We start from the raw sequence: 19,840 nt of genomic DNA, 5'->3' as shown, positions 1-19,840 counted from the left end.
GACGCTGCCGTTGATTTCGCAGGCACTGCTGTCGGGGTGGCTGCTGTCGTTCACGCTGTCGATCGACGACCTGGTGCTGTCGGCGTTCCTGTCGGGGCCGGGGTCGACGACGCTGCCGCTGGTGGTGTTCTCGCGCGTGCGGCTGGGGCTGAACCCGGAGATGAACGCGCTGGCGACGCTGTTCATCACGGCCGTGACGATCGGCGTGATCGTCGTGAACCGGATGATGATCGCGCGTGAACGGCGCCGCGTGGCCGACATGAAGGCGGCGTTCGCGGTGGCGTGACGACGCGCCGCCGGCTTCGACGATAACAAGCAGTGCAGACAAGCAAGGCGCGCTGCCCCAGGGGGGCGCGCGATTCGATCCCGATTTGACAGGCGCACGACAAGGAGAATCCGCAATGAAGAAGAAACTGATCTGCCTGCTGGTGGCCGGCGCGTTGCCGGGCATCGCGCTGGCCGACTCGACATCCGCCGAGATCAAGGCGCTGCAGGCGCAGGTCGCGGCGCTGCAGAAGCAGATGAAGGCGATGCAGGCGCAACTTTCGGCGAAGGGCGGCACCGCGACCGCCCAGGCCGGCACGAAGGCCGCGCCGGTCGCCGTGGCCGTCGATCCGGGCTCGCCGGACTACGGCAAGGCGCAGGCGACGCTGACCAACGACGAAGTCGGCGAAATGAAACAGCAGATCGCGAACCAGCAGCTGAAGGTCGATTCGCTGACGGACGCGGCCAACACGGGCCCGCTGGCCGGCCTGTCGGTCACGGGCTACATCGACCCGACCTACATCTACAACCGCGCGGCCGGCACGTCGTCGTTCCTGTTCGCGAACCACGAGAACGCGTACAACTACTTCAACAGCACGTTCGGCGATCTCTACCTCGACATCAAGAAGACCTTCGGCGTCGGCCCGATGGCACCGTCGGCGGAAATCACGCTGATGCCGAACCGCGGCAACGGCATCACGCTGCTGCAGAACTCGCGCGGCTCGATCACCGACAACCTGCTGAACACGGCGGTCATCAACGTGCCGATCACCGCCGAGACGACACTCGTCGCCGGCTTGATCCCGAGCTTCGGCGGCTACGAGGTGCAGCAGTCGAACCAGATGCTCACGCTCACGCACAACCTGCTGTACGATTTCTCGGATCCGGGCAGCTATGTCGGGATCGGCGCGAACTACACGAAGGGCAACTGGGCGTGGAAGTTCTTCCTCGGCAACGAGCAGTACCGCACGTACGGTTCGGTCACGCAGAAGGGCACCAACGCGCTCGGCGACCCGATCACGACCAGCAACAAGGTGCCGACCTTCACCGCGCGCGCGGACTACACGTGGTCGAGCGCGCTCGACATCGGCGGGTCGTTCAACATCGGGCGGCAGACGCTGTCGTCAGCCGCGGTAACTGATCCGGTGACCGGCCAGCAGATCGGCACCAACTACGGCCCGGGCGGGGCGGCACCGAGCGCGTACGGTTCGTTCTTCTTCGGTGAACTCGACGCGACCTACACGCTCGCCGACATTCAGTACAACGCGGAAGTCGACTACGGCCGTCAGCAGCATGCGGCGTTCAACGGCGGGCTCGCCCAGTGGTACGGCCTGTCGCTGCTCGCGCACCGCAAGTTCAACGCGCCGGTGGTCGGCCGCATGGGCGTGACGCTGCGCTACGACCTGCTCGCCAACTCGAAGAACGGCGGCGGCGGCGGCGGCATCGCGCTGAACGGGAACGGGATGGATCCGAGCAACGGCTTCGGCGTCGACGCGGACTGCCTCGCGCAGTCGAAGGCCGGCGGCGGCCTGGGCTTCGAGTGCAAGGGGGCGGTACGTCAGGACGTCGCGCTCGACCTGCTGTTCTATCCGACCCAGCAGATCACCGTGAAGGTCGAATACCGGCACGACTGGGCGAACAACAAGGTGTTCCTGCGCAACGACGGTTCGTACGGCAAGTCCAACGACCTGCTCGCGACGCAGTTCATCTATTCGTTCTGACGCAGCACACGCGGGACGCCGTGCCGCGCGCACGGCGTCCCGCGCCGTTTTTACCGGCCGCAACACGATGCATCGCGCATCGCGTGCCGGCCGCAACGAGGGAGTCGGTCTGATGACGCAGTCTTTCACCCGCCGCGCCGATGCGCTCGCGCGCGACTCGTACTACGAGGCGACGGCCGTGCGGCCGGCCGCCGACGACCCGGTGCTCGAAGACACGATCGACGTCGACGTCTGCGTGATCGGCGCCGGCTTCGCCGGCCTGTCGACGGCGCTCGACTGCCGCGCGCGCGGGCTGTCGGTCGCGGTCATCGATGCGCACCGGCCCGGCTGGGGCGCGTCGGGCCGCAACGGCGGGCAGGCGATCACCGGCTTCGCGAAGGACGAGGAAATCGAGCGGCAGCTCGGCGCCGACGGCGCACGCGCCGCGTGGTCGCTGTCGCTCGACGGCGTCGCGCTGATCGCCGAGCGGATCGCGCGTTACGGGATCGACTGCGACTTCACGCGCGGCTACCTGACGGTCGCGACCAAACCGCGCCGCATCGACGACCTGCGCGCATGGATGGACGCCGCAACCGGGCGCTGGGGCCATCCGTCGCTGTCGTGGCTCGACACCGACGAGATCCGCGCGCGCATCGCGTCGACACGCTATCTCGCGGGTGTCTACGATCCGCTGTCGGGCCACCTGCATCCGCTCAAGTACTGCCTCGGCCTCGCCGAAGCCGCGCGGCGAGAAGGCGTCGCGCTGTACGCGCACACGCCCGCGCTCGACGTCGTGCGCGGCGCGCGGCCCGTCGTGCGCACGCCGTCGGGCGACGTGCGCTGCCGCTTCGTCGTGTCGTGCTGCAACGCGGGCCCAGGCGGCGTGCTGCCGGCCGCGACGGCCGCCCGCATCGCGCCCATCGCGTCGTACATCATCGCGACCGAGCCGCTCGGCCAGGCACGCGCCGATGCGCTGATCGCGCAGCGCGAGGCCGTGTGCGACAACAACTTCTTCCTCGACTATTTCCGGCTGTCGGCCGACCACCGGATGCTGTTCGGCGGCCGCGCGAATTCGGCCGGCGCGTCACCCGCCACGCTCGCCGAAACGATCCGGCGGCGCATGGTCGGCGTGTTCCCGCAGCTCGGCGACGTGCGTGTCGACCACGCGTGGGGCGGCTTCGTCGACGTCACGCGCAACCGCGCGCCGGATTTCGGCGCGCTCGATCCGAACTTCTTCTACGTCCAGGGTTTCAGCGGGCACGGCGTCGCGCTCACCGGCGTTGCCGGACGCGCGATTGCCGGCGCGATCGCGGGCGACACGCGCGCGTTCGACCTGTTCGCTCGCATGCGCCACCGGCGCTTCCCCGGCGGCGACGCGTGGCGGCAACCCGCGCTCGAGCTCGGGATGCTGTACCACCGCGTGCGCGAGCTGTTCTAAGCCCATTTATTCGTTTTCCTGACCATGCAGACATTCGCCAACCAGCCGCACGTCGCGTCCTACTACGCGGCGACCGCCAACGATACGACCCGCCACGCGCCGCTCGCCGGCACGATCGATGCCGACGTGTGCGTGATCGGCGCGGGCCTCACGGGCCTGTCCGCCGCGCTGAACCTCGCCGAGCGCGGCCATTCGGTGACCGTGCTTGAAGCGTCGCGGGTCGGATGGGCGGCGAGCGGCCGCAACGGCGGCCAGCTGATCGGCGGCTTCGCGTGCGACATCGACACGTTCGCGCAGTTCATGCCGGAAGGTGACGTGAAGCGCATCTGGGACATGGGGCTCGAAACGCTGTCGCTCGTGAAGTCGCGCATCGCACAGCACGACATCGACTGCGCGCTGGTGCCCGGCTACCTGACCGCCGCGAACACCGAACGCGATGCCGATTCACTGAAACGCTGGCGCGACGAAGCCGCGAAGCGCTTCGGCTACGACCGCTTCCACTTCGTCGAAGCCGACGAACTCGGCGACTACGTGCAGTCCGACCGCTATTGCGGCGGCCTGTACGACCCGGACAGCGGCCACCTCCATCCGCTGAACTACACGCTCGGCCTCGCGCGCGCGGCCACCGGTGCGGGCGTGCGCATCCACGAGGACAGCTGCGTGACGCGCGTGCGCGACGTCGCGGGCGGCCATGTCGTCGAGACGAGCGGCGGCAACGTGCGCGCACGTTTCGTCGTGCTCGCGTGCAACACCTTCGTCGGCACGCTCGCGCCCGCGCTGGCGAAGAAGATCATGCCGGTCGGCACCTACGTGATCGCGACCGAGCCGCTCGGCGAAGCGCGCGCCGCCGCGCTGATGCCGGCGCGCGCGGCGATCTGCGACAGCCGCTTCGTGCTCGACTATTTCCGGCCGGCGCCCGACACGCGGCTCGTGTGGGGCGGCAAGGTCAGCTATTCGACGCGGGAGCCGCGCGATCTCGCCGCGGCGATGCGCGCGGACATGCTGAAGACGTTCCCGCAGCTCGCGGACGTGAAGGTCGACTACGCGTGGGGCGGCTTCGTCGACATCACGATGAACCGCGCGCCGCACTTCGGCCGCATCGCGCCGACGCTGTATTTCGCGCAGGGGTTCTCGGGGCACGGCGTGAACACGACCGCGCTCGCGGGCAAGCTGATCGCCGAGGCGATCGACGGACAGGCGAGCCGCTTCGACCTGTTCGACAAGATCCGCCATCGCGACTTCCCCGGCGGCGAGGCATTGCGCACGCCGGCGCTCGTGCTCGCGATGAGCTGGTACCGGCTGCTCGACGCGTTCGGCGTGCATTGAGCGGCGGCGCGGGCGACGAGCGCCGCCGCCCGCCATGCAAAACGGCCGCGCGAACGCGGCCGCCGGGTGCCGGATGTCGCGGCACCGGCACGGCAGGCAGGCGACCTGGCCTGCCCGACCGGCCGAAGCCGCTGCATCCGCGCGGGTCAGTCAGTCCCGTACTTCGGCGAGTGCGGCCCGTACAGCAACCCGTTCGGCGGCCCCGCCGACAACAACCTGCTGCTGGTCAGCCCGGCCACATCGTGCGCTTCGTCGGTCAGCGAATGCGCGACCTGCTTGACGGCCGCCTGCACCAGCATCCCGACGACACCGAACGCATTGACGCTCATGGAGTTGCCGACCTCCTTGCCGGTCGCACGGCCCTCGCCCTGCCACAGCACGTCGCCGCTCTTCAGGTCGACGAGCTTCGCCGACGCCGCGACCACCGTCGTGCTGTCCACCACCTGGTAGACGGAGCCGTATTGCGTGATCTTCGAATAGAGCGCGGCATCCGCGCCGAAGATCTCGCGCAGCTTCGCCGGCGACGTGTTCTGGATCTCGGCCGCGTTCGCGAGGCCGTTCTGCTTGAAGGTCTCGTCCATCACCGCGACCGGCACCACGTAGTAGCCCGACTCGGCGAGCGGCTGCGTCATCTGCGACAGCACCCCGTAGGTCGCGCCGACATCGGTGGTCTCGTTGACCGGCGGCAGCACGAGGATCGAGCGCGGCTGGCTCTTCTTGAAGGCCGTGTAGTCGGGACGCTTGACGGGTTGCGCGCATGCGCTCAGCAGCGCGACGAGCGACAGCACGGACAGCAGCTTGAATGAAAGTGTCTTGATCATGGCACGCACGTTACTGTTGGGCGGGAGTCGGATCGGCTTGCTTCCGGCCGGCGATCGCCTGGTCGGCGGCCTTCGGGTTCGCGGCCTGCGGATTCACGGCCTTCTTCTTCATCAGGAAATCCATGTACGACGCGGATTCCGGAAAGAGCGCCTTCTCGGCCTCGAACGACTGCGTGGCCTGCTGCCCGTTGCCGACGCTCGCGTAGAGCATCCCGAGATGCGCATGGAAGCCGGGCGGCGGCTTGTTACCCTTCGCGCGAATCTCCTGCAGCGCCTTCTCGAGCGCGTCGATCTGCTGTTGCGGCGAGCTTTGCCCCTTGAAGTATTCGTACACCTGCGGCTGATAGCCGTTCCACTGATAGAGCGGCGGCGTGGTCGGTGCCGCGCAGCCCGCGAGCAGCATGGCGGCCGCCGTCGCCGGCAGCCAGATTCCCCGTTTCATGGTCTTGTCTCTTCCGATGAGTGAGTGATTCGTCGAGCGCGTGTCGCGCACGGCGCTTACTGCGGCACCTTCAGCGTGCCGGCGTCGACCTGGTCGACGAGATGGTTCACGGCCTCCTGGATCGCGAGATCCAGCACCTTGCCGTTGAGCGTCGAGTCATAACCGGCGGTGCCGCCGAAGCCGATCACCTCGCGGTTCGACAGGCTGAACTCGCCCGCGCCCTGGCTCGATGCGACGACTTCCGACGTCGTCGTGTCGACGATGTTCAGGTTGACCTTCGCGTATGCGACCTGCGTCTTGCCGCGGCCGAGGATGCCGAACAGCTGGTGATCGCCGACGTCCTTGCGGCCGAACTCGGTCACGTCGCCGGTCACCACGTAGTTCGCGCCCTTCACGGCCTGCGCCTTCTTCATGAAGCCGGCTTCCTGCTTGATCTCGTCGAGATTCTCGCGATCGAGCACGTTGAAGCGGCGGCTCTGCTGCAGGCGCGTGACGAGGATCGTCTTCGCCTGCCCGCCGAGGCGGTCGATGCCGTCCGAGAAGATGCCGCGCATGTAGCTCGAGCGGTTGTCGAACTTGCCGACCGCGATCGCGACGGGCTTGCCCGCATAGGGCTTCTGCGCGCTGCTCACGGCCGGCACGTCGAGCGTGCGCGACGATTCGGTCGCGCAGCCGGACAGCGCCGCAACGAGCGCCGCCGCCACGAGGACGGTGCGTCGTGTCTGAATGTTCACTGTTGGTCTCCTTGTGTGGAAAGATGGCCCGGAACGGGCACGCCGGCTCGCGAACGACCCGGCGGTCGAAACGGTTGCGGTGCGAAGGGGGATGCGTGCGTCGGCGCGATGGACGCACGCGCGTTCATCGCCGCACCGGCGGTGGCAGTAGATGAGTGAAAGGAGCGCGCAACCCGTGCGTTGCGACGACATGCGGATGCGCGGCGCGGTACGCGACAGGCTCGCGTGCGCCGGCTACACCGTTATTCTGGTTACTGCGCTGTTGATCGCGCATGATCGGCCCCGTATATGATTTTTCGCGATCATATCAAGCCTGTTTATCGAGATGAGGAGTCTTGATAATAGTTGACGATTTTCTTACTTATCCGACGCGCGCGGTCGAATCGGCGCAATTCCTCGCCGACAGGGGCTTTGCAGGCATATGGGTGCAGCGTGCCGATTTTCCTTTGTTGTCTCCGACGATCGATCTCGAATCCGGCGATATCAAGATATATTGTCCGTGCCGCCCATCCGCATGACCCCTATCCCGAGAATAATCGCCGAAATCCGGCTGCCTTTACCGCACCCGGCCGGTTCGCCTGTCACGATGCCTTCCGGCAACCCTGCCGCGCGCGCGTACGAACGCGCGCGCATCCGCGCCCGCTAGTCGGCCACCTTCTGCCGCATCGTCACGAACTCCTCGGCCGCGGTCGGGTGAATGCCGATCGTGTCGTCGAACTGCGCCTTCGTCGCGCCCGCGCGAATCGCGATCGCAATCCCCTGGATGATCTCGCCCGCATCGCGGCCGACCATGTGCGCGCCGACCACGCGCTGGCTGTCGCGCGCGACGACGAGCTTCATCAGCGTGCGCTCGTCGCGGCCCGACAGCGTGTGGCGCAGTGCCTTGAACGACGTGCGGTAGATGTCGACGTCACCGTCGTAAAGATCGCGCGCGGTCGCCTCGGTGAGACCGACCGTCGCGACCTCGGGCTGGCTGAACACCGCCGACGGCACCCATTCGTGATCGGTCGCGACACGCGACCCGCCGAACAGCGTGCGGGCAAGCAACGCGCCGTCGCGCGTCGCCACCGGCGTGAGCTGCGGCCGCGACGTGACGTCGCCGATCGCATGGATCGACGGCACCGACGTCGCCGAATACGCATCGACGGCAATCGCGCCACGTGCGTCGAGCAGCACGCCCGCCTGTTCGAGCCCGAGCCCGTCGACGTTCGGCACGCGGCCGGTCGCATACAGCACTTGATCGTACGGCCCGTGCCGCGCATCGCCGACGCGCACGCTCAGCGTGCCGTCGTCCGCGCGTTCGATCGACTCGACCACCGCACGCGCGTGGATCGTGACGCCCTGCTTCGTCATCTCGTCGGTGAGGAACTGGCGCACGTCGTCGTCGAAACCGCGCAGGATCTTTTCGCCGCGATAGAACAGGTCGACGTGGCTGCCGAAGCCGTTGAAGATGCCCGCGAACTCGACCGCGATATAACCGCCGCCGACCACCGCGATGCGTGCGGGCCGCGCGGCGAGCGACAACGCCTCGCGCGACGTGATCGCATGTTCGATGCCGGGCCGCGCCGGCATCGACGGGCGCGAGCCGGTCGCGATCGCGATGTGGCGCGCGCGGATCGTGCGTTCGCCGATCGCGACCGTGTGCGCATCGACGAGCGTCGCGCGCCCGGCGTGCATCTCGACGCCCGATTGCCGCAGCAGGTTGATGTAGATGTCGCTGAGCCGGTTGATCTCGCGATCCTTCGCGGCGATCAGCGCGGGCCAGTCGAGCGTGCCGGCGCCGAAGGTCCAGCCGAAGCCCTGCGCGTCCTCGACTTCGTGCGGGTAGTGCGATGCGTAGACGAGCAGCTTCTTCGGGATGCAGCCGCGCAGCACGCAGGTGCCGCCGATCTGCTCTTCTTCCGCTATGCCGACGCGGGCACCGTACGACGCGGACATGCGCGCAAGCCGCACGCCGCCCGAGCCGGCCCCGATGACGAACAGGTCGTAGTCGAAATCCATCGCATTGCCTCATCGCAGTTCGGATGCAGGCACGATAGCAAGATTCCGGAATTCTTGCGGCACACGGTGCCGCCACGCGCACGCCCAATAAAAAACGGCGAGAGACGTTGCCTCTCGCCGGTCAAACCGGCTGCCGGGTGTGCCATGCGTCACCGATCGACCGCATGCCCGACCTGCCGGCTGCGCGGCACCGGCCCGGCCGGGCGCGCGAAGGGCGCGCCCACGGCCGGACCAGCCGCCATGCTCATGCCTGCGACGTGTCGCTGCCGTCCGTCGCCTGCGTGTCGTCTGCCTGCTGCGGCTGCTCTTCCTTCTTCTCGAGCATGCCTTCGATCGCTTCCGCGCCCTTGAAGCCGGCGACGGCGGCTGCCGCCTTGGTCAGCAGGCCCGCATCCGGATCCAGCTTTTCCGCGCCTTCGACGGCTGCCACTGCGCCAGCGATTTCACCCACGGTGTTCAGGATACCCATCGTCATCCCCTTTCAAGAAAATCGTGAGCGCATCGTCCCACGAAAAAAACCGGCGAACCGAGATTGTCATCACCGGATACACAAGTTACGCACCAGGCCGGCCGCGCTCGCCGAGCGTGACCGGAACGACGCACGCGCGAGCCTGGCGGCACGCAACGGGCGATGCACGCAGCGTAGCGGAAAGGCTTCGCGCGCACTGTAAAAGTATGTTCTGGATTGCCGACGGTTCCCTTACGGCGCGGGGGTCTCGTGATGGAGCATTCGCCGAATAGTCGTGCGCGCGTATGAAGGTCGCATGACGAAAAAAAAGAGGCGCCTCGCGGCGCCCCTTCGATGCATGCCGGACGACTGCCGGCGCATGCGTTCCGACGTTCGTCAGAAGATATTGCGCAGGCCGATCGCGAGGCCGGTCTGGTTGCTGCGGCCGGGCAGCTCGACGTTCGCCGCGCCGTTCGTCTTGTTGAAGTCGACGGTGCCGTAGACTTCCGTGCGCTTGCTGAGCGCGTACTCGGCGATGCCGACGACCGCGTAGCGGTTGCCGCTCGCGAGCGTGCCGTTCGTGGTCATCGCATTGCGCATGTGGTCGTAGTAGAACGCGCCCGTCAGCGTCAGCGGCGCGCTGACCTGCCAGCTCACGCCCGCGAACGGACCGTCGTCGATCCGGCCGGTGCCCTTCGCGACCGGAATCGACTGCTGGGCCAGCAGGCTGTCGACGAAACCCGTGTCGTCCTTCGAGCGCAGGTAGCCCGCGTAGATCTTCGCCTTGCTGAACGCATACACGACGTTCGCGTGGTAGATCGTCTGCTTGCGCGCCGAGTTGTCGCTGTTCTGCTGCGCACCGGCTGCGATGCTGAGCGGGCCCATCACGTACGACAGCGACACGCCCCACGCATTGCCCTTGCCGAGCGAACCCGGGATCTGGCCCGAGAAGCCGCCTGCGCCGGTCGATTCGTAGTTGGTGCCGGTCGAGTACATCGCCTTCGCGGTCAGGCCTTCGAACTTGCCCGTGTACTTGATCTGGTTGTCCGCATACAGGCCGCCGCCGAGTGCGACCGGCAGCCACGCGTTTTCGAGGTAGTTGCCGACCGTCAGCGGATCGTAGGTGTCCGACAGCAGGTCGAACAGCGGCGTCTTCTGGCGGCCGAGGGTCACGGTGCCGTACGGGCTCTGCAGGCCGACGTACGCCGCGCGGTTGAACAGGCGGCCGCTGTCGGCGAATGCGCCGTTCTGCAGGTTCACGCCGCTTTCGAGGTTGAACACGGCCTTCAGGCCGCCGCCGAGATCTTCCGTGCCGTAGATGCCGAAGCGGCTGTTCGTGATCGCGCCGTTGGTCATCGACAGCAGGCCGTCGTTCTTGGCGTTGGCGTTGGTGAGGTAGCGAATGCTGGCGTCGGCGACGCCCCAGAGCGTGACCGAGCTTTGTGCGGCCGCGTACTGGCTGGCAAATGCGAGCGCGGCGCCCCCTGCGATGGCTGCGAGTCGGGTGGTCTGCTTCATGAGCTTTCCTGGTTGTAGGTGTCTCCGTTCATGGCCGGCCGCGTGCGCAGCCGGGTGGCGATCGCTCGCGTTCTTGGCGCGCGCGATGTGGGCTGAATCATATGACGACTGCAATCGCTGAAAGAAATTGAAATGCGCGGTAACGGCGGAACTGTCGCCCGCGCACAACGCTGCGCGCGCGAGGCGCGCCGGGCGGGCGTCGGATGCCGCACGGCATCCTCCGGCCATGTGGCTTACGGGATGTCGGGTCTGTAAGCATCGCCCCGCAGGCGCGGGGGAACGGGCAGACGGCCGGAAGTGCCGGCGGGAGGCTCCGTCACGCCGCCACAGGCGGCTCGCCGGGCGTCTCGCGCCGGCGCCAGGCACGCCGGAGGATCTCCGCGAACGCACCGGCGAGCAGCAGCACGGCACCCCACAGCGCGAGCGCCGGTACGAGCCGCGTGACGAGGCCGCCGATCACCGCGCCGGCCAGGAAGCAGAAGCTGATCGTCGCGAGCAGCGCCGAGTCGTGCAGCGCGCCCGCGTCGTAGCGCGGGATCAGCCCGACGAACAGCTTCTGCGCGGCGCGGCGCAGGTTGCCGGTCGTCATCACCGACGTGTACGACAGTTCCTCGAGATGGGTGAACGACAGCGTCTGCAGCGTCGCGACGAACGAAATGCCCGGAATCAGCCATGCGCTCGACGCGCCGACGAGCCCGCTCGCGGCGACGCCGAGAAAGGCGATCTCGACGAGCAGGCTCGCGAATGCGGTATGCCGCATCCACCCGCGCTGCGCGGCGAGGCCGAGCAGGTGCGCGACGAACACCGCGACCACGAAGCCGCCGAGCGGCGGCACGTGGTGCAGCGCGGCCGCCCATTCGCCGGCCGACACGTTGATGCCGAGCAGCGCGACGTTGCCCGTCATCGTGTTCGCGAACACGTGGCCGTGGCCCACGTACGTGTACGCATCGAGATAGCCGCCGGACAGCGTCAGCAACGCGGCGACAGTGAGATTGCGGCTGGCGCCGTCGAGATCCATCGAGCCTCCCGTGAAGATTCGCGCCAGTATGGCGCACGGGACGTTACCGTGCGCCGGTCATTGCCCGATACCCGTGAGCCCGATCAGCGCGCCGCCCGCGAGCAGCCACAGCGGATGGATGCGCGTGCGCCACGCGAGCACCGCGCACGCGGCGGTGATGCCCCACTGGATCGCCGTGCGGTTCGACGCCTCGGAGATCAGCACCGCGCTCGCCGCGACAAGCCCGGCCGTGACGGGCATCATCCCCTGCTGCACGTAGCGGCGCCACGGCCGGTCGCGAAAGCGCTCCCACGCATGCAGCGCGAGCACGGTGACGATCGACGACGGCCCGAACTTCGCGAGCGACGCGACCAGCAGCCCGCTCCAGCCGTCCACGTGCCAGCCGACCAGCGACACGATCATCATGTTCGGCCCGGGCGCCGCCTGGGCCAGCGCGAACAGCGCGGTGAACTCGTGCGCGCTCATCCAGTGATGGACGTCGACGACCTGCCGCTGCATCTCCGGCAGGATCGTGTTGCCGCCGCCGAATGCGAGCAGCGACAACTGGCTGAAGATCGTCGCGATGGCGATCAGCGTGTCGTTCATGGCCGGCCTCCCGGCTGCGTGTCGCGCGCCGCGGCCGGCGCCGGCTGCGGCGTGTTCGCGTCGCGGCGGCGCGACGCGAGCCAGATGCTGACGGGCGTCAGCACGAGCATCGCGGTCAGCAGCGGGATGCGCAGCACCGCGATCGCGACGAACGCGAGCGCCGCGATGCCGGCCGCCGCGCGCGCATGCCGCAGCGGCCTCGCGACCTTCACGGCCATCGCGACGAGCAGCCCGGCCGCCGCGGCGGCGAGCCCCGCGAACAGGTGCTGCACGCGCGGATCGTTCTGCGTCTTCGCATACAGCACGCCGAGCGCGACGACGACGAGCGTCGGGCCCGCGATCAGCCCGAGAATGGCGGCGAACGCGCCGGCCACGCCGCGAAAGCGCATGCCGACGGCCACCGACAGGTTGATCACGTTGCCGCCCGGCAGGAACTGGCACAGCCCGAGCAGGTCGGTGAATTCGTCGGCGGAAAGCCACTTGCGCTCGTCGACGATGGTGCGCCGCGCGAACGGCAGCGCGCCGCCGAACGACATGAGGCCAAGCGACAGGAAGCCGGTGAACAACTCGGCGAGGCCGATGCGGCGGGGTGACGCGGCCGGCGGCGGAGCGGCGGGCGGAAAGGCGGATTGCATGGGGTCCTCATCAAACGGTGAACCGAGGTTACCGCCGTTCGGCAGGCCTGCAAAACGATTTTATCGACGCGCCCTTGTGATCTAGAATCACAAGCATGGCACGCGATCTCCCGCCCTTTTCCGCGCTTCGGGCCTTTGAAGCCGCGGCACGACATGAAAGCTTCAGCGCCGCCGGCGACGAGCTGCATGTGACTCACGGTGCCATCAGTCGCCAGATCGCCGGGTTCGAGGCATGGCTCGGCAAGCCGGTGTTCCACCGCTACGGCAAGCGCGTGAAGCTCACCGACGAAGGCCGCCGCTACCTGGACACCGTGCGCGCGGCGTTCGACAGCATCGCGCACGCGACCGAGCAGCTGCGCAACACCGGCGCGGCGCGCGTGCTGCGCATCAACGCGCTGCCGACCTTCGCGATGAAATGGCTATTGCCGCGCCTGTCGCGGTTCCAGCGCGACGTGCCGAACGTCGAGCTGAAGCTGTCGACGTCGAACGCGCCGCTCGACGCGCTCGACGGTTTCGACGTCGCGATCCGCCGCGGCCCCGGCCACTGGTCGAACTGCACGAGCGGCCACTTCCTCGACGAAAGCGTGATTCCGGTCTGCAGCCCCGCGTTGCTCAAACGCGCGCCGATCGCGCGCGCGGACGATCTCGCGCGCCACGTGCTGCTGCATTCGGATACGCGGCCGGAAGGCTGGCGCGACTGGTTCGCGGCGGCCGGCGTGACGATGAAGGGGCGCAAGCGGCAGTCGTTCGACCACTTCTACCTGGCGCTGCAGGCGGCCGTCGACGGGCTCGGCGTCGCGCTCGGCCCGTTGCCGCTGATCGACGACGAGCTCGCGAGCGGCCGGCTCGTGATGCCGCTGGCGGGGCCGCGCATCGCGACGCGCAGCTACTGGTGGATCGCGCCGCGCGCGCCGGCCGACGACCCGCTCGTCGCGCAGTTCTGCGCGTGGCTGCAGGCGCAGTCGAATACCGGCGCGTGAGGCCGCGCCGGCGGGCGGCATGGCGCCGCCCGCTCCCGGTCAGACCACCGGGCCCGGTTCCTTTTCCTTGCGCAGGATCGCGTACAGGATGATCGCGCCGAACGTCGCGGTGCCGATCCCGCCGAGCCCGAAGCCGCCGATCTTCAGCGAGAAGTCGCCGGCGCCGAGCACGAGCGTGACGGCCGCGACGATCAGGTTGCGGTTGTCGGAGAAGTCGACCTTGTTGACGACCCAGATCCGCGCGCCCGTCACCGCGATCAGCCCGAACACGACGATCGACACGCCGCCGAGCACGGGGCCCGGAATCGTCTGGATCACCGCGCCGAACTTCGGCGAGAAACCGAGCACGATCGCGATCAGCGCGGCGACCGCGAACACGAGCGTCGAGTAGATCCGCGTGACGGCCATCACGCCGATGTTCTCCGCGTAGGTCGTCACGCCCGTGCCGCCGACGCTGCCCGACACGATCGTCGCGAGCCCGTCGCCGATGAACGCGCGGCCCACGTAGCGATCGAGGCTGGTGCCCGTCATCGCGCTGACGGCCTTGATGTGGCCGAGGTTCTCCGCGACCAGGATCACCGCGATCGGCGCGAGCATCAGCATCGCGTGCGGATCGAACACCGGCGCGCGGAAGCTCGGCACGCCGAACCAGGCCGCGTGCCCGACGATCGAGAAATCGATCGGCTTGCCGAGCCCCATCCCGTTGGTCACGACCGCGTAGATCACGTAAGCGATCACCAGCCCGACGAGGATCAGCAGGCGCTGCACCATGCCGCGCGAGAACACCGCGACGCCGCCGACGCACAGCACCGTGACGAGCGCCATCACCGATTCGAAGGTCGACCCGGACACGCCCTTGACCGCGATCGGCGCAAGGTTGAGCCCGATCACCGCGACCACCGCGCCGGTCACGACCGGCGGCATCAGCGTCTCGATCCAGCGCGTGCCGATCGCCTGCACCAGCGCGCCGATCGCGACGTACACGACACCGCACGCGATGATCCCGCCGAGCGCGACCGGGATGTTCGGGTTCGGGCCGCTGCCGCCGTAACCGGTCACCGCGATCACGAGGCCGATGAACGCGAAGCTCGAGCCGAGGTAGCTCGGCACGCGGCCGCCGACCAGCACGAAGAACAGCAGTGTGCCGATGCCCGACATGAAGATGCACAGGTTCGGGTCGAAGCCCATCAGCAGCGGCGCGAGCACGGTCGAGCCGAACATCGCGACGACGTGCTGCACGCCCATCGCGACCATCTGCGGCCACGGCAGGCGCTCGTCGGGGCCGACCACGCGCGATGCCGCGCCGGTCGATTGCACCCGCCAGCGCGGGAAGTAGGAATCGGACATGGGGAAAAGGGCTCCTGTCGGTCGGTCGCCGGCTGCGGAGGATGCGCCGGTCTGGAATCTGGCGCGAGTTTACGGAGCGGAAATGGGGCTGGCAAGCAGACCGACACGCGGGACGGCGGGCGGCGCCGGCAGGCGCGGGGCGGGGCCGGGTGCAGGCGAAACGGGGCGCGATCGCGCGGCCCGGCGGCCGGCCGGCCGCGCATCGGGGGCAAGCGGGCAGGCGGGCGGCGGTCGACAACGGCCGCGACGCAAGCGTGCGCTCACATCGCGGCCGGCGCGGCGTGCATCAGGGGTTGATGTACTGGAACAGCGACAGGTTCTGCAGCTGCGCGTAAGCCTTCTGCGAGCCCGTCAGCGCGTTCTGCATCTGCAGGAACTGGCTGATCGTCGACACCATGTTGGTGCTCGTCAGGTCGGACAGGTTGCTGGTGACCTGCAGCGTGTTGGTCTGGTTCACGGTCTGCATCGCCTTGATTTCCTGCTCGCGGCCGCCGACCGACGCCTGCACGGTGAGAACGTTCGTCATCATGTTGTTCAGCTTCGTCGTGCCGGTGGTCATCGCGTTCGCGAGCGAGGCTGCGGCGGACGTGTTGCTGCTGATCGGCACCTTCAGCGCGGCGATCATCGAGTCGAGCGCCGCGAACACGTCGGTGCCGGCCTTCGGCGCGGGCGTGACGGTGAACGTGTCGCCAGGAGCCGGCGTTCCCGACACCGGCACCGACAGGCCGTTGCCGAGCGCGATCCCGGCGCCGGCCGAATACGGCTGCGCTGGGTTCGTGGTCGGCGGCACCACGGTGTTGTCGGTGACCGTATAGGTCGGCGCGGCGGCCGTCCCGCCGAACGTGATCGTGAACTGGTGCGTGTTGGTCGCGGCCGACGGGCTCGTGATCGACACCGCGCCGATCGTGCCCGTGCCCGTGTTGCCCGCGCCGGCGAGCGGCACCGGCTGGCTGCCGAGCATCGGCACCGACAGGAACACGTTCGCGCCGTTGTCGCCCTGCGAGATCGCGCGCGTATCGGCGATCTGCACCTGCCGCGTGCCCGTGTCGCCGCTGTAGGTCACGCCGCCGCCCGGCGCGTTCGAGAACGGCGCCGTGGTCGACTGGAAGCCCGAAAACAGGTAGTTGCCCGAGCCGTCGGTCGAGTTCGCGAGCGTCAGCAACTGGTCGCGATAGCCCTGCAGCTGCGTCGACAGCGCCGCGCGGTCGCTGTCGGACAGCGAGCCGTCGCCGGCCTGGATCACGACCGTATGGATGTTGTTCAGCAGGTTGTTGACGCTGATGAGCGTCTGGTCTTCCTTCTGCAGCGACGACAGCGCGGCGTTCTGGTTCGACGCATACTGCGACAGCGTCGCCGACGTCATCGACAGCTGCACCGCCTGCGCGGCGCCGAGCGGGTTGTCGGCAGGCGTCGAGAGGCTCACGCCGCTCGAGATCTGCTGGTACAGCTGCGAGAGCTGCGCCTGCTGATCGTTCATCTGCGCGACGTTCATCTGGTAGAACTGCGTGGTGGAAATCCGCATCTGATCGATCTCCGAAATCAGTTGAACAGGCCGAGCACGGTCTGGAACAGCGTCGACGCGGTCTGGATCACCTTCGCGTTCGCCTGGTAGAGCTGCTGGTACTGCATCAGGTTGGCCGCCTCTTCGTTCTGGTTCACGCCCGACACCGACTGCTGCGCCTGCGTGATCTGGCCGATCAGCGAAGTCTGCGCGGCGCTCGACGACTTCAGCTGGCTCGTCGTGTTGCCGATGCCGTTCACGTAGCTCGCGTACGCGCCCGTCAGCGTGGTCGAGCCGTTGCCGAACGATTTCGCGCTGACGAGCTTCGACAGCGCAAGCGCGTTGCTGCCGTCGTTCGTGCCGCCCGTGTTCGGCGCGACCGTGAACGTGTCGCCGGCCGTGGGTGCGCCCGACACCGTGACCGTGACGCCGGCCGTCAGCGTGATCGGTGTGCCGGACTGGTACGGCTGCGCCGCGCTGGTCGTCGGCGGCACGGCCGTGTTGTCGGTGACCGTGTAGGTCGGGCTGGCGGTCGTGCCGCCCATCGTGATCGTGTAGTTGTGCGGGTTGGCCGCGGCCGTCGCGCTGGTGACCGACAGCCCGCCGATCGTGCCGGTGCCCGTGTTCGTCTTGGTGGCCGACGGCACGTACGGCGACGCCGCCGCGATCGCGGAGCCGTTCGACGTCGCGAGGCCGAAGCCGTTCAGCGCGCCGCGCGTCGGCTGCACGGTGAACTTGTCGCCGGCGTTCATCGCGCCGGACGAGAACGAGAAGTTCAGCCCGCCGATCGACGCCGGCATGCTGGCCGACTGGCCGACCACCGCGCCGCTCGCGCGGTCGGTCAGCGTGTAGTTCGTGCCGTCGTACGACAGCGTGTAGTCGCTCGTGGTCGGCTGCGACGCGTTCGCGAACGACACGGACAGCGCCGCGTTGCCGGTATTGCCCTGGTTCGCGTACGTGATCGGCGTGCCGGTCGTGAACAGGTTGCCGCCGACGTTGCCCGACAGGTCGATGCCGAGCGCGTTCTGCGCGTTGACCTCCGCGGCGAAGCTGGTCGCGATCGCGCCGAGCTGCGCTTCGGCCGGGTCGAGCGTCTGGCTGCGGAACGCGAGCAGGCCGCCGAGCGTGCCGCCCGACAGCGACGCGTCGGACAGCGCCTGGTTCGGCCCCTGCGGGTTCGCGCCGGCGATGCCCTGCGACACGACGGTCAGCTCGCTCGGATCGGACGGCGACGTGACGGCCGCGAGCTGGTAGCTCTTGTTCGCGACGACGAGCGGCGTGCCGCCCGCGAGAAACACGCTGTAGCCGTCGCTGTTGCGCACGACCTGCACGCCCGCGAGGTTCGACAGGTTCGACACCGCGAGGTCGCGCTGGTCCATCAGCTGGTTCGGCGGCTGGCCCTGGCTGCTCGCGGACGCGATCTGCTGGTTCAGTTGCGCGATCTGCGCGGTGTACGCGTTGATCTGCGTCACGGTGCTCGAGATCTGCGTGTTCACGCTCTGGCGCAGCGCGTCGTACTGCTGGCCGGCCGCCGTGATCTGGTTCGCGAGCGTCTGCGCATTGCTCATCGCGGTCTGCCGCACCGACGCGTCGGACGCGCTGTTCGCGACGTTCTGCATCCCGGTGAAGTAGTTCGTGATCGCGGTCGAGATGCCGGACGTCGGGCTGCCGATGTAGTTGTTCAGCTGCGTGACGAGCGAATACCACGTCGACAGCGCGCCGCTCTGCGTCTGCGCACCGTTCAGCTGGTCGCTCAGGTACTGGCTGTACTGCCGCTGCACGGTGACGGTGTTCACGCCCTGCGGCATGTAACCGCTGCTCGTGTACTGGCCGCTTGCCTCGGCATAAACGGGGCGTTCGACCGAATAACCCGGCGTCGCCGCGTTGCTGATGTTCTGGCCGGTCGTCGTGAGGCCCCAGAGTGCGGCATTCAGGCCGCTGACGCCGAGGTTCATGAGTGTGTTGGACATGCGCGATCCTGATGAGCCGGCCGCGCTGCGGCCGCCGGGTTGCGTGACTCCCGGTATAACGGCCGCGGATCGAAAAAATTGAGGAAAAAATGCACGCACGACGCGTGCTCGCGCGTGGCGGGTCGAAACGCCCGGCGGCCCGGGCCGGCGGCGGTGCGTGGGCGGCCTCGAGCGGCCTCGGGCAGCCTCGAGCAACCTCGAGCGGCCCCGGGCGGGGCCGGCCGCCGCGTGCGCGTCAGGCCCGCGCGAGCGAGCGGCGCTTCATCTCGAGCTGCGTGATCAGCCGCTGCAGCGTGTTCTCCGCGCTGCCCGGCAGCGACATGTAGCGAAAGCCGAGCTGGTAGCGCCGCGACCCGTTCGGCATCTGCGTCGAACGCTGCGACACGAGCTGCAGGTCGAGCGACAGCTTGCCGTGGCCGGTCAGCTCGAGCTCGACGTCGGGCAGCAGCGTGCCGACCTCGAGCGCCTCGACGCGTTCGTCGGCCGTGCGCAGCCCCACGCCGCCGAGCGACAGGTTGTGCACCTCGAACAGGAAGCTCTCGCCGTCCGGCAGCTTGCCGCGGCACACGTACGGATCGACGACCGGCGCATCGACGCGGAAATACTCGCGGCGCTGGATGCACATCAGGACGTCGGGGAAATCGGCGACGAACGCGGGCAGCCCCTCGTAGCGCGTCTCGCGCGGCGTGCCCGTGGAGAATTCGACGCGCACGCCCTCCGGCGCGGCCGCGAACGTGCAGTGCGACGCGCCCAGGATGCCGGCGTTCTGCTCGGACAGCGCGCCCCAGTCGAACGTGAACGTCCGCGCGCCGACATCCACCTCGAGCAGGCGCGTGACGAGCTGGCCGCCCGGGTACTGGACGGTCAGGAAATCGCCGCGATTGACGAGGTTGCGCAGCTGCACGCCGATTTCCAGCGGATTGCGGCGGGCATAGTCGGGCCCGGAGTGGCCTGCATCCAGGCTGGGGTCCGTCGACGTTTCGATATTCATGGCTAGCCGGTCTTTCTTGTCATGGGCGCCCGGGCAACCGGTGCGCGATAAAACCGGGCCAGAACGGGGGCCCGGTCGCAGGTCTCTCACACTTAGCGGCAGTGCTGACCGAAAGTTTAGA

General features: G+C 68.4%; 17 protein-coding genes and 1 pseudogene. 5 read left to right on the top strand and 13 right to left on the bottom strand.

Annotation, left to right across the window (positions count from 1 at the left end; genetic code table 11):
• From VK92_RS34920 to VK92_RS34905, 4 genes and pseudogenes are all read left to right on the top strand, one after another.
• A pseudogene (locus VK92_RS34920) lies at positions 1-286 on the top strand (putrescine ABC transporter permease PotI); the annotation flags it as partial.
• Positions 287-401: 115 nt separating this feature from the next.
• Positions 402-1,985, top strand: coding sequence for a DUF3138 family protein (locus tag VK92_RS34915; RefSeq protein ID WP_048026635.1), 1,584 nt, complete (start codon positions 402-404; stop codon positions 1,983-1,985).
• A 112-nt stretch (positions 1,986-2,097) separates the two neighbouring features.
• Positions 2,098-3,402, top strand: coding sequence for an NAD(P)/FAD-dependent oxidoreductase (locus tag VK92_RS34910; protein ID WP_048026636.1), 1,305 nt, complete (start codon positions 2,098-2,100; stop codon positions 3,400-3,402).
• Between the two features lie 24 nt (positions 3,403-3,426).
• Complete coding sequence (locus VK92_RS34905; protein ID WP_048026634.1) at positions 3,427-4,728, top strand: NAD(P)/FAD-dependent oxidoreductase; 1,302 nt, start codon at positions 3,427-3,429, stop codon at positions 4,726-4,728.
• Between the two features lie 146 nt (positions 4,729-4,874).
• On the opposite strand, the gene VK92_RS34900 is transcribed toward VK92_RS34905, so the two are convergent.
• From VK92_RS34900 to VK92_RS34860, 9 genes are all read right to left on the bottom strand, one after another.
• Positions 4,875-5,549 carry a DUF799 domain-containing protein gene (locus tag VK92_RS34900; protein WP_027788935.1) on the bottom strand — a complete coding sequence of 225 codons (675 nt, stop codon included), beginning with the start codon at positions 5,547-5,549 and terminating at the stop codon, positions 4,875-4,877.
• A 10-nt stretch (positions 5,550-5,559) separates the two neighbouring features.
• Complete coding sequence (locus tag VK92_RS34895; RefSeq protein ID WP_048026633.1) at positions 5,560-5,991, bottom strand: DUF4810 domain-containing protein; 432 nt, start codon at positions 5,989-5,991, stop codon at positions 5,560-5,562.
• A 56-nt stretch (positions 5,992-6,047) separates the two neighbouring features.
• Positions 6,048-6,719, bottom strand: a complete 672-nt coding sequence (locus VK92_RS34890) for a CsgG/HfaB family protein (protein ID WP_182670311.1) — start codon at positions 6,717-6,719, stop codon at positions 6,048-6,050.
• 648 nt (positions 6,720-7,367) lie between these two features.
• Positions 7,368-8,726, bottom strand: coding sequence for a glutathione-disulfide reductase (gor, locus tag VK92_RS34885; protein WP_048026632.1), 1,359 nt, complete (start codon positions 8,724-8,726; stop codon positions 7,368-7,370).
• Between the two features lie 244 nt (positions 8,727-8,970).
• The gene (locus tag VK92_RS34880; RefSeq protein ID WP_043185162.1) at positions 8,971-9,195 is read right to left on the bottom strand and encodes a hypothetical protein; all 225 of its coding nucleotides are present in this window, start codon (positions 9,193-9,195) and stop codon (positions 8,971-8,973) included.
• 375 nt (positions 9,196-9,570) lie between these two features.
• Complete coding sequence (locus VK92_RS34875) at positions 9,571-10,692, bottom strand: porin (protein ID WP_048026631.1); 1,122 nt, start codon at positions 10,690-10,692, stop codon at positions 9,571-9,573.
• A gap of 316 nt (positions 10,693-11,008) precedes the next feature.
• Positions 11,009-11,710, bottom strand: coding sequence for a YoaK family protein (locus VK92_RS34870; RefSeq protein ID WP_048026630.1), 702 nt, complete (start codon positions 11,708-11,710; stop codon positions 11,009-11,011).
• 57 nt (positions 11,711-11,767) lie between these two features.
• Positions 11,768-12,295 (bottom strand): chromate transporter, encoded by a 528-nt coding sequence (locus VK92_RS34865; RefSeq protein ID WP_048026629.1) that lies wholly within the window; start codon positions 12,293-12,295, stop codon positions 11,768-11,770.
• Positions 12,292-12,930 carry a chromate transporter gene (locus tag VK92_RS34860; RefSeq protein ID WP_048026628.1) on the bottom strand — a complete coding sequence of 213 codons (639 nt, stop codon included), beginning with the start codon at positions 12,928-12,930 and terminating at the stop codon, positions 12,292-12,294. Before VK92_RS34860 ends, VK92_RS34865 begins: the two co-directional genes overlap by 4 nt.
• Before the next feature lie 95 nt (positions 12,931-13,025).
• On the opposite strand from VK92_RS34860, the gene VK92_RS34855 reads away from it, so the two are divergent.
• Positions 13,026-13,910 carry a transcriptional regulator GcvA gene (locus VK92_RS34855; protein ID WP_021163478.1) on the top strand — a complete coding sequence of 295 codons (885 nt, stop codon included), beginning with the start codon at positions 13,026-13,028 and terminating at the stop codon, positions 13,908-13,910.
• A gap of 39 nt (positions 13,911-13,949) precedes the next feature.
• Here the strand turns inward: VK92_RS34855 and VK92_RS34850 are convergent, their stop codons facing one another.
• From VK92_RS34850 to VK92_RS34835, 4 genes are all read right to left on the bottom strand, one after another.
• Positions 13,950-15,257 (bottom strand): solute carrier family 23 protein, encoded by a 1,308-nt coding sequence (locus VK92_RS34850; RefSeq protein WP_021163479.1) that lies wholly within the window; start codon positions 15,255-15,257, stop codon positions 13,950-13,952.
• 286 nt (positions 15,258-15,543) lie between these two features.
• The gene (flgL, locus tag VK92_RS34845; RefSeq protein ID WP_048026627.1) at positions 15,544-16,779 is read right to left on the bottom strand and encodes a flagellar hook-associated protein FlgL; all 1,236 of its coding nucleotides are present in this window, start codon (positions 16,777-16,779) and stop codon (positions 15,544-15,546) included.
• Between the two features lie 17 nt (positions 16,780-16,796).
• Positions 16,797-18,728, bottom strand: coding sequence for a flagellar hook-associated protein FlgK (flgK, locus tag VK92_RS34840; RefSeq protein ID WP_048026626.1), 1,932 nt, complete (start codon positions 18,726-18,728; stop codon positions 16,797-16,799).
• A 235-nt stretch (positions 18,729-18,963) separates the two neighbouring features.
• Positions 18,964-19,719, bottom strand: a complete 756-nt coding sequence (locus VK92_RS34835) for a flagellar brake protein (RefSeq protein WP_021164374.1) — start codon at positions 19,717-19,719, stop codon at positions 18,964-18,966.
• Positions 19,720-19,840: the final 121 nt, after the last annotated feature.

Origin of the sequence: Burkholderia sp. LK4 (genome assembly GCF_001043615.1) — a bacterium.
GTDB lineage: Bacteria > Pseudomonadota > Gammaproteobacteria > Burkholderiales > Burkholderiaceae > Burkholderia > Burkholderia cepacia.
This window is presented reverse-complemented; position numbering and strand designations above follow the sequence as displayed.